The sequence below is a fragment of the Neobacillus niacini NBRC 15566 genome (assembly GCF_001591505.1).
Classification (GTDB): Bacteria; Bacillota; Bacilli; order Bacillales; family Cytobacillaceae; genus Neobacillus; species Neobacillus niacini.
In genome coordinates this window covers 276,057-286,530 of sequence record NZ_BCVA01000003.1, presented here as the reverse complement: position 1 = coordinate 286,530, position 10,474 = coordinate 276,057, and the positions used below count along the sequence as shown (strand labels likewise).

Here is a 10,474-nt window from a genome sequence, read left to right as displayed (position 1 = left end):
AGAAATTCCGCTTAATTCATAATTATTATTAAAAAAGGCTTAAATAAACGGAAAGATTCCGCCTATTTACCCGAAATTTTCGAAAATGCGAGTTTTTCTTTGTATAAGCGGAAAACCTCCCCTTATATGCACCGAAGCGAGCTTCATTTTGCATTTAACCGGAAAATTTCCGCTTATTTTACTTTTCTTGGTTACGCAATTAAGGACCAGACTGCCAATACGACTGTCATATAGAGACGTATTTTAAGAAAAGCACCTCAAAACGGAACCCTTTAATATTTTAATGAATTAACCTAAAAAGTCGTTCTAGTCCATCCAACAGCCTAGGGGATGGCCGGCAGTATAGTTCTTCTTCAAGAATTAGGATTTTACTATCATCCTTATACCCAAGCGATTCATATCCTGGCCGTTTGGTAACATTATTTTTCTGTACCTTTTCCTTTCTGACTCCTACCCAAGCGAGGCAAATAAAATCAGGTTTTCTACTCAGGACGTCCTCCCAATCTGTCTGAACGCTTGCTAACTCCACGTCATGGAAGATATTAATGGCACCCGCAGCTTCAGAGATTTCGGTTAGCCAATTAATCTTTCCCGGAGTAAAGATTGGTTTTGGCCACCATTCCCAATAAAGAGAAGGTCTTTTAGTTATTCTTAATCCATGTTGTCTGACTGCATTAAGCCTATCTCGAAAATCATTTGCTGCCGCCGTGCCACGTTCCCACTGATTAAGAGCTTTAGCTGTTTTAATTAGATCCTCTTCAATATCTGACATAGATTGAGGATTTAATATGATGTGAGGAATTCCGCGTTCCACTAATGCTTCAACATTCTTTTCCATCCCTGGAACACTTAAAGAAGCAAGAACAAGGTCTGGCTTAAGTTCTTCAACAAGGTCCATGTTTATCGATAAATCAGGTCCAAGCTTTGGCAGACTAGCAATGGATGTGGGCCAGTCTGAATAATCGTCCACTCCTACTAAAAGATGAGATAAATCTAAATATTCCATTATCTCAGTGTTACTTGGGCATAGTGATATAACTCTCAAAACTCTCCCTCCTTTACTTTTATGTTAACGTAGATACAAACAAACAACCAGCTTATTTCAGCTGGTTGTTTGTTTTACGGTATGAACGATAGTAGACAAAAACTGGTGAATTATTTGAAGGCCTTCGTGTATGGATATATTTTCTCTATATCCTTCCACGTAATTTAAGGCAAAGTTCAAATCCCATAAACCATCGTCATGGCTAAACACTAAATCAAATTTCGCTTCATCACCCTGTAATGATTGATCAAGCTGTTCCTTTAACATTTTTTCAAACTTCTTTTGCAGCTTTAAACCCAGCATGACATCATACGTACCAAAGACATCATCTAACTCGATCGACACACCTTCCACACCGATTTCTTCAAATAAAGCAGACTCCACATAAAGAAATTCACTTTTATGATCTTTTAAATATGTAATGGACTGGTTTAAAAAACTTGACGCTTCATTTGCAATCATTGTTTCTGTTTCCTTGCTGCAACGTTCAATATAGGCTTCATTAAAATTTGTGTTCATTTTAAACCTCCTAATTAGGAATTCCTCTCTTACTATAAAGTGATGTTAAATAAAAAAGCAAATTTCAACAATAAAAAAACGCCTTCACTCACAAAGAGTTTAGACGTTTCATACACATTAATTTTCTGCAAGTTTATTATTTACAACTTTTTTCCCAACAGAGTTTTCTTCGATGCTATCCTCTGCTTGTTTCACACGTTTCATGAAGAAAGCAAGGACAAGAGCAACGGCTGCAATAAAGACAGATATCAAAAACGCAAAATTGATACCGTCTAATGTTGCAGTCATCATGATTTGCTGCTTCATTTGAGCTAATGCTTCTTGTGTTGGCTGCTGTGTTAAATTTGCCATAGCAGCTTCACCAAGTTCTTTCCCCTTAGACTCTGCACGGTTAGACATAATTGTTACTAATAATGCAGTCCCAATCGCACCAGATACCTGCTGAAGTGTATTGTTCATTGCAGTACCGTGAGGGTAAAAACGTGCAGGCAGCTGGTTAAGACCATTAGTAGAAACCGGCATCATTACCATTGACATTCCTATCATTCGAACCGTATATAAAAGAATTAAATGAAAATAAGTAGTCTCAAATGTTAACTGACTAAAAAGGTAACTGGTTATTACTGTGATGGTTAAACCAATAACAGCTAATAAACGGCCGCCAAATTTGTCGAAAAGTTTACCTGTTACTGGTGACATAACTGCCATACAGATTGCCCCAGGCAGCATCATTAGACCCGCATCCATTGGCGAAATACCACGTAATGTTTGAACATAAATCGGCAAAAGCAGCATCCCTGAAAACATTGCCATCGTAACAACCATTGAGATAGCAGACGATAAGGCAAACATTGGATATTTAAAGATTTTAAAGTTAAGCATTGGGCGTTCTTGTCTTAATTGACGTAAAATGAATACAAGTAAAGAGATCGCTCCTATTGCAATCGTCAAATATACTTGTGGACTATCCCACCCTTGCTTTCCTGCAGAGCTGAATCCATAAAGTAATCCGCCAAAGCCTACACTTGAAAGTAAAACCGATATCATATCGATTCGAATATCGACCTTTTCCTTCTTATCTTTTAATAGGAAAAATCCGACCAACAAGATTATTACCGCAATTGGTGTCACAAAGTGGAAGAGCATTCTCCAGTCATAATGTTCGATTAACCATCCTGATAAAGTTGGTCCAATTGCAGGTGCACCCATTAAGATTAATCCGAATATCCCCATTGCTGCTCCTCTTTTTTCAATTGGGAAGCTTACCAGCATGACATTCATCAATAAAGGCATTAGGATTGCTGAACCAGAAGCTTGGGTCATCCTGCCTGCTAATAAAATTGGGAATACATGGGCGAATCCAGCAAGAATGGTTCCTGCGGTAAATAAGCCCATTGCTACTAAGAAAAGCTTTCGTACCGAATATTTTTGAATCAAGAATGCTGTTGTAGGAATTAATACCCCGTTCACTAACATAAATCCTGTCGTTAACCATTGCACGGTCGACGCATCAACTTCTAAATCGGCCATAATAGATGGAAGGGCAATATTTAGTAGTGTGTTATTTAAAAATGCAATAAAAGCCCCAATCATCAGGATTGAGATAATCCCGTATGGGGGACGTTTCGTTTCCTTCTGTACATGTTCCATATTTTATACCCCCTGTTTAAACACTTTGTTCATTTTTTTATACCCCTGTTTCACGCTTTATTAATAATATACCGATAGTTCATTTTTTGCAATCAAAAAACACAACAAAATTATGGATTTGTAATGCCTAAATTTATCATGTAGTATATTTTTATACAGGTAGTATACTTCGAATGATAGGTGATAAAATGAATGATCGTAAACAACATGTTATTAAAAAGGCACATCAATTATTTATTGAGAAAGGTTTTCAAGCTACTTCCATTCAGGATATTTTAGATTTTAGCGGTATCTCAAAAGGAACCTTTTACAAATATTTTTCATCAAAGAGTGAGCTATTAATTGCTATTTATAAAACAACCTTTAAACAACTCCAAAAGGAAAGAAACGATTTATTAATTGGGAAAAGTCCTTCAGATATTGAGATCTTTATTAAACAAGTAGAAATGCAAATGATCTCTAATCGAAAAAATAAGTTAATTGCCCTTTATGAGGAAGTAATGTCAACGAATGATGCAGACTTAAAACACTATATCCGCTTCACACGCTTGCGGTCACTTCGTTGGATGTTTAGTAGATTTATCGATATCTTTGGTGAAAAAAATAAACCGTACTTATTAGATTGTGCCATTATGTTTCAAGGAATCATGCAGCACAACCTCCAATACAATCGTTTAGCTACTGACTCTAATGAGAAAATTAGTAGTGTCGTTAGATATAGCGTGAGTCGTTTAGTTAAATTGGTGGAAGAAGTAGCTGAAGCTGATGAACAATTACACCCACCTGAGCTACTAGAAAAATGGCTCCCTGGGCTACAAAAAAATAATCATGAATTGATTGATCGATTTTATAAAATAGTGAACCCGATGAGAAATTGCATTCCTAAACACTTTCAAGATAAAAATGCCCAGGAAAAGTATCATGAACTGCTAGATTTCATCCAAGAAGAAATTATGCATACCAGGGCACCAAGAAAGTTCCTAATCGAAAGCGCCCTGCAAACACTACAAAACAACCCTGCAGATATCTGGAAAAAAGAACTTCTTCAGCTTAACCAGATCATTAATGCCTTCTTTCAACAATTGGAGGAAAATGAAGAAGAGGAACACTAAATAAAAATTTTGCTTATGTGAATTTCAAGACTGAGCGTTTGCCCATGCATTTCTAGGTAGTTTTACGTAAAATAGTAAAAACAATCGCTTGTTTTACTATTTGAGGAGGAGCAGTGAACTGCTGCTGTATAAAGCCACAGGAGGTGCAAACAATGGGAGATTTCACGTCTGACACGAGTCAACTATCGAAGGAAAAGCGATCAATATTTGATTCTTCTAAGTTCTGGGGTCAGAGACCAAAACACAGGAATTCTTTGAGTATAGAGATAGAAAAAAGTCCGACAATCACGATAGAAGAAGACAGTGCAATTAATCATGCTCCGAAAGAAAATAGAGACGAAGTAAATCCTAGCAGGATGAGATTACATGACACGATACGTGGTGATTACATTATCACAAGAGGCTGGGAAGGAAATAACATGCTAGTATATAAAATTCGCAGAAAAAACTAATAGAGAAAACAAAAAGGTTGGAGCTTTAAACTCCATCCTTTTTTATGTAGGGTCTTATTTAGGTTCTACGTGAACATGCACATCATACACCTTATGTGTCCTTATTAACTCCTCTTCAACTTCCGTGGCGATATCATGCGCTTTTTTAACATCTAATGTGGAATTAACGAAAATGACAACGTCAACGACTATATTGTTGCCATAATTCCTTGCTTTTATTTGTTTTACACCTTTTACTCCATAACATTGATGAATAGTATCTTTATAAATATCGATTTGTTTTTCGTCAAATCCATCCGTTAAATAGAGAGAGGTTTCTTTAAATATATCCCATGCTGTTTTACATATGAGAAGACCGACAATTACTGCTGCTAAAGGGTCTAGCCAAGGGAGTCCAAACTGTGCACCCATAATACCGATAAAGGTACCGACACTAACCCAGGCATCAGAGAGATTATCCTTTGCTGCAGCCATAACAGATTGGCTGTTAATTTCTGTGGCAAGCTTTTTATTGTATCGATAAACCCAGTACATCACAAATGCACAAAAAAGCCCCGTCCAGGCAGAAATCACATCTGGAGATTCTTTTTGTTCATAAAAAATACTAACAACCGCATCAAATGCAACCTTCAGACCCACTGCTGCCATGATAAAGGATGCCACCATGGAAGCTACAGTTTCTGCTTTCCAATGTCCATAAGGATGGTCATCATCTGCTGGCCTTTGAGATAATTTTAGACCTATTAGAACTGCAACAGAAGCAATAATATCCGTTACATTATTTAACCCGTCTGCTTTTAATGCCTCAGAATTTGCTATATACCCAACTGCAAGTTTGACTGCAGACAAACAAATATAAGCAATAATACTTATGATGGCTCCACGCTCTCCTCTTTTTAAATCCAAAAATCCTTGTTCTTCTACCATTTTCATCACCCACTTCTACTCCTTATCTATATTATTGAACAAAAACATCTAGTGGGTCTAGAGAAACCTTTTTCCCCTATTCGAACTTTATAACAATGACGAAAAAGAGTTGGTTAAGGTAAAAACTAGAGTAACCTTAACCTTGAAATTATCCAGGCAGTTAAGTATTCTAAAAACATATTAAGTAAAAAATTAAGGATGTGTTTAACCTGCGATTAAATAAATTTATTTCCGAGTCTGGGAAAACATCAAGACGCGGTGCTGATAAATGGATCGAAGAAGGTAGAGTTACGATTAATGGGAAGGTAGCAAAGGTCGGCAGTCAAGTCGAGCCCGGAGATGTGGTTCGTGTAAACGGTGAAACGATACGGGTGGCCAAAAACAATGTTTACATTGCTTTAAATAAGCCTGTTGGAATTACAAGTACCACGGAAAGACATATTAAAGGCAATATCATTGATTTAGTAAATCACCCACTGAGGATTTTTAACATTGGAAGATTAGATAAAGATTCAGACGGGTTAATCCTCTTAACAAATGATGGTGATATCGTCAACGAAATATTACGTGCTGAGAATAAACATGAAAAGGAATATATCGTTACGCTAGATAAACCTATTACTTCTGAATTTTTGAAAAATATGTCAGCAGGAGTTAGAATTCTAGATACGAAAACGCTCCCAAGTAAGGTGGAACAGCTGTCGAAGTATGTTTTTAAGATTATTTTAACACAAGGGCTGAATCGGCAAATTCGCCGGATGTGCTCTGCTCTTGGGTATTCCGTTGTTCGCCTCCAAAGAATTCGAATTATGAATATTCACTTAGGCAACCTTCCTGTTGGTCAATGGAGAGATTTAACAAAAAAAGAAAAGCAGGAATTATTTAGTGATCTTAATTATGAACCTAGAGAATGGTAAAAAACTGAGTCGAAATGTAAAAAGTTCGACTCAGTTTTTATTTGCTTTAATATTCAAATAATATATGATATTACTTAGGAACACGAAGGTTTTAGAGGAGGAGAGATAAGGTGGAAAAAACAATTGAAAAACGCCTCACCCGCTCAGAAGTACCAGAAGAATTAACATGGAATCTTGATGCTCTTTTTGTGTCAGATCAGGCATGGGAAGCAGAACTTGCCGTAATTGAAAATGATACTACTAAAATGGAGGGCTTTAAAGGTACGTTACATATTAGTTCAAAAGAGCTGCTAGCATGCTTGATTGCTCAAGAACAACTGTTAATGAAAATGGTCAAAGCAGCCACTTATGCAAGCTTAAAACAATCCGCTGACGGGACTGATCCTATCAATCAGGCTAATTCAGCCAAATTAGCCGCACTAAGGACAAAAATGTCAGCTGCATTATCATTTATTGATTCTGAAATCCTCTCCCTTGAAGAAGGTACCATTGAGAAATATCTTCAAGAAAATGCAGACCTGCAGCCCTTCGGAAAAGAATTACTCGAGCTGCTTGAAACGAAAAAACATCGGCTGGCACCGGAAACGGAAGAAGTATTAGCCGCCTTAGGCGAGGTACATGGAGCCCCTTATACGATTTATAACATGGCTAAATTAGCTGACATGGACTTTTCCCCTATCATGAATAGTGAAGGGCATGAATTACCGGTTTCTTTTGCTTTATTTGAAAACCGCTATGAATTCTCTGCAGATACGGAAATCCGTAGAAAAGCCTATGACTCATTTGTTTCAACGCTTAAACAATACAAAAACACAATCGCCGCAGCTTATTCTACTGAGGTAAAGAAACAAGTAACACTTTCTCGTTTAAGAAACTACCAGTCCGTTGAACAAATGCTCTTAGAACCACAGCAAGTAACATTGGCAATGTACAACAACCAGATTGATATTATTTTTAATGAACTTGCTCCTCATATGCGTCGATTTGCCCAGTTAAAGAAAAAGGCTTTAGGACTTGATGTAATGAAATTTTGTGATTTAAAGGCACCATTAGATCCGGATTTTAATCCAGAAACGACATACGAAGAAGCAAGGCACCTTATCTTGGAATCATTAAAGGTAATGGGACCAGAGTATAGTGAAATAATTGAAAAAGGCATTAAAGAGCGATGGGTCGACCTAGCGGATAATGTCGGAAAATCGACAGGTGCCTTCTGTTCAAGCCCTTATGGTGCACACCCATACATTTTAGTTACATGGCAGGATAATATGCGCGGCTGCTTCACCCTAGCACATGAATTCGGTCACGCAGGTCATTTTTACTTAGCAAACAAAAATCAAAGAATTATGAATGTCCGCCCTTCCCTTTACTTTATTGAAGCTCCATCTACGATGAATGAGCTTTTATTAGGACAACACCTGTTGGCAAAAAATGAAGACAAGCAAATGCGTCGTTGGGTAGTTCTTCAGCTGCTAGGAACGTATTATCATAATTTTGTTACTCATTTACTAGAAGCTGAATATCAACGTAGAGTGTATGCATTAGCTGAGGGAGGAAAAGCACTTACGGCTAATACTCTATCAGAGGTGACTAGAGCTGTGCTTTCAGAATTTTGGGGAGATACGGTAGAAATCGATGAAGGTGCAAGTCTGACATGGATGCGTCAGCCTCATTATTACATGGGCTTATATCCGTACACCTATTCTGCTGGATTAACTGCCTCGACTGCAGTTGCACAACTGATTCAGGAAGAAGGCCAGCCTATTGTTGACCGGTGGCTGGAAGCCCTTTGTGCCGGTGGAACGATGAAACCGCTCGAGCTATTAAGACACGCCGGTGTTGATATGTCGACACCTGAACCTGTCCGTAAAGCGGTTGAGTATGTAGGTTCTCTAATTAATGAATTAGAAAAATCTTACGAGTAACCCTATTAGACCAGATATACGAAGCTTTAACGAAGAAAACAAAACACCTCAATAAACGTGGGTAAAAGCTCCATCTGAATAAAGTTCAGATGGAGCCTTTTTCTTATTGCTAGAAATAAATGAAACTTTTTACCTATTATATTCGTATATAAAGGGACTCTATAGATAGATATCTTAAATTAAGGGGAAATGGTTATGGGGAATCTATTTTTGTTTACTATGATTGTTGCAATTACGACAGCACTAATTCTTATACCGATTTACAGCGATGTTAAATCCACCGATCCGAAACCGAAAAGTAATAAAAAGAATTCTAAAAGTGATAGAAGGTTATTACCTGGATTGATTATTGTCATTTTAGTTATTTTGATTCCTTCTGTTTTTGCTTACTTTTACTTTACAAATTATGATCGAAATCCTTCTTCTTTATGGGTTCATGCTATTATCATCACAGCATTAGGTGCACTCATTTCAACTGGAATGGAAAGAAAAGTGAAAGCAACACTCTTTGGAGCAAGTCTTATACTAGGAATTTATTTTCTTACTGCCTTTCTATTTAATGCAGATGAAAAGTATGAAATTGCTCAAATGGACCAACAAGTAGAAATTAAAACCTTTGATGAAAAAGAAACACCTGCTAGTGTACCGCCAGAGTTTGCCCGCAACAAAATGAAAAAAGCTTTTGGTCAAGTACCAAATACCAGTTATTACGAGTTGGGTAATCTCCAAATACAAAAAGTAAATGGCGATTATGTGTATATTGCTCCTGTTGAGTTTTCTGGCTTTTTCAAATGGTGGAAAGGAAAAGAAACTCCTGGTTATTTTACCTTGAGCGCAACAGATTCTTCTGATAATCCAAAATTCATCAAATTTGACATGATTTATACGCCATCTTCCTATTTTAATAAAGATGTGGAACGGCATATTCGTATGCAATTCCCGAAACATATTTTCTATGGCGATGTTCAATTAGAAATAGATGATGAAGGAAAACCTTTTTACATCCGCTCGTTCGGTGAATTTGTTTCAGCACGAAATGGCTTTGATGTTAAGGGTGTTGTTGTTGTAGATTCGAAAGATGGGGATACAAAGTCCTATTCTTTAACGAATGTTCCCGAGTTTATTGATGGTGCAGTATCACCTGAAATCGTCAGCTTGCAAAACAGCTACTTTGGCAATTATGTTCATGGATTTTGGAATAGCCTTTTTGGAAAATCAGACGTAAAACTTCCTTCAGATGAAGGTACTGAGGCTAATGTAAGTCCGATTTTTGATGAGAATGGAGTTATGTATTATTTCACTGACTTCACAAGTCCAAAAGAAGGTGTCGACTCCATGCTCGGCTACTCCTTGACTAATTCGCGTACAGGGGAAGCTACGTATTATACAGGTAACCCTGAAGAGTCATATATGGATTCACAAGGTGCCCTGCAAATAATTGAAAAGAAATTTATTGAAAAGAAATGGCATGGAGAAATGCCTGTCATTTATAACTTCTACGGTGAAGCAAGCTGGCTGACACCAGTACTGGATTCGAATGGATTCTTGCAGAATTACTTTATAGTTTCCGCTGCAAATCCTGAAATTTCTGTATTTGGGGTTACTCCAAACGAAGCTCTAAAACAATATAAAACCGCGCTACAACGAGGCGGCGGTTCAGTAGATGGCAGTTCCAAAGCGGACGAAAAAAAGGTAACGGGTACCGTTCTCCGTGTTTATAAAGAAAAATCAGGAGACTTCACAGTTGTTTCCTTCCTTTTAGACAATAAGAAAAGTTATATCATTTCCTCTGAAAAAGAACCATTGGTCATTTACTTAATAGAAGGGGATAAGGTCAATGTCACCTATTTGGATACGGATGAAGACTTCCTTCCGACCAAAGAAATTCAAATTGAAGGACTAGAATAAACTCAAAACCACGATGAAC

9 protein-coding genes are annotated in these 10,474 nt (G+C 37.3%); 5 read left to right on the top strand and 4 right to left on the bottom strand.

Going from position 1 to position 10,474, the window contains the following annotated elements; genetic code table 11:
• Positions 1-280: 280 nt before the first annotated feature.
• The 3 genes from BANA01_RS04780 to BANA01_RS04770 all read right to left on the bottom strand — a co-directional run bounded on the left by BANA01_RS04780 (position 281) and on the right by BANA01_RS04770 (position 3,214).
• Entirely contained in the window at positions 281-1,045 is a 765-nt protein-coding gene (locus tag BANA01_RS04780; RefSeq protein WP_063251893.1) for a cobalamin-binding protein, read from the bottom strand.
• 57 nt (positions 1,046-1,102) lie between these two features.
• Positions 1,103-1,564, bottom strand: coding sequence for a hypothetical protein (locus tag BANA01_RS04775; protein WP_063251892.1), 462 nt, complete (start codon positions 1,562-1,564; stop codon positions 1,103-1,105).
• Positions 1,565-1,681: 117 nt separating this feature from the next.
• Positions 1,682-3,214 (bottom strand): DHA2 family efflux MFS transporter permease subunit, encoded by a 1,533-nt coding sequence (locus BANA01_RS04770; RefSeq protein WP_034673004.1) that lies wholly within the window; start codon positions 3,212-3,214, stop codon positions 1,682-1,684.
• A 188-nt stretch (positions 3,215-3,402) separates the two neighbouring features.
• Here BANA01_RS04770 and BANA01_RS04765 point away from each other — a divergent pair, with 188 nt between their 5' ends.
• Positions 3,403-4,326 carry a TetR/AcrR family transcriptional regulator gene (locus BANA01_RS04765; protein ID WP_063251914.1) on the top strand — a complete coding sequence of 308 codons (924 nt, stop codon included), beginning with the start codon at positions 3,403-3,405 and terminating at the stop codon, positions 4,324-4,326.
• Between the two features lie 152 nt (positions 4,327-4,478).
• Positions 4,479-4,778, top strand: coding sequence for a hypothetical protein (locus BANA01_RS04760; RefSeq protein ID WP_063251891.1), 300 nt, complete (start codon positions 4,479-4,481; stop codon positions 4,776-4,778).
• A 54-nt stretch (positions 4,779-4,832) separates the two neighbouring features.
• Here BANA01_RS04760 and BANA01_RS04755 read toward each other — a convergent pair whose 3' ends face one another.
• A complete protein-coding gene (locus tag BANA01_RS04755; RefSeq protein WP_063251913.1) occupies positions 4,833-5,711 on the bottom strand; it encodes a cation diffusion facilitator family transporter in 879 nt (292 codons plus the stop codon).
• A 194-nt stretch (positions 5,712-5,905) separates the two neighbouring features.
• On the opposite strand from BANA01_RS04755, the gene rluF reads away from it, so the two are divergent.
• The 3 genes from rluF to BANA01_RS04740 all read left to right on the top strand — a co-directional run bounded on the left by rluF (position 5,906) and on the right by BANA01_RS04740 (position 10,455).
• Positions 5,906-6,622, top strand: coding sequence for a 23S rRNA pseudouridine(2604) synthase RluF (gene rluF / locus BANA01_RS04750; RefSeq protein ID WP_174524400.1), 717 nt, complete (start codon positions 5,906-5,908; stop codon positions 6,620-6,622).
• Between the two features lie 110 nt (positions 6,623-6,732).
• The gene (gene pepF / locus BANA01_RS04745) at positions 6,733-8,547 is read left to right on the top strand and encodes an oligoendopeptidase F (protein WP_063251890.1); all 1,815 of its coding nucleotides are present in this window, start codon (positions 6,733-6,735) and stop codon (positions 8,545-8,547) included.
• 195 nt (positions 8,548-8,742) lie between these two features.
• A complete protein-coding gene (locus tag BANA01_RS04740; protein WP_063251889.1) occupies positions 8,743-10,455 on the top strand; it encodes a hypothetical protein in 1,713 nt (570 codons plus the stop codon).
• The last annotated feature ends 19 nt before the right edge of the window (positions 10,456-10,474 follow it).

Coding starts and splice junctions, on each gene's coding strand:
- BANA01_RS04775 (WP_063251892.1), bottom strand. CDS start 1,564: ATGAACACAAATTTTAATGAAGCCTATATTGAACGTTGCAGCAAGGAA.
- BANA01_RS04770 (WP_034673004.1), bottom strand. CDS start 3,214: ATGGAACATGTACAGAAGGAAACGAAACGTCCCCCATACGGGATTATC.
- BANA01_RS04765 (WP_063251914.1), top strand. CDS start 3,403: ATGAATGATCGTAAACAACATGTTATTAAAAAGGCACATCAATTATTT.
- BANA01_RS04760 (WP_063251891.1), top strand. CDS start 4,479: ATGGGAGATTTCACGTCTGACACGAGTCAACTATCGAAGGAAAAGCGA.
- BANA01_RS04755 (WP_063251913.1), bottom strand. CDS start 5,711: ATGAAAATGGTAGAAGAACAAGGATTTTTGGATTTAAAAAGAGGAGAG.
- BANA01_RS04740 (WP_063251889.1), top strand. CDS start 8,743: ATGGGGAATCTATTTTTGTTTACTATGATTGTTGCAATTACGACAGCA.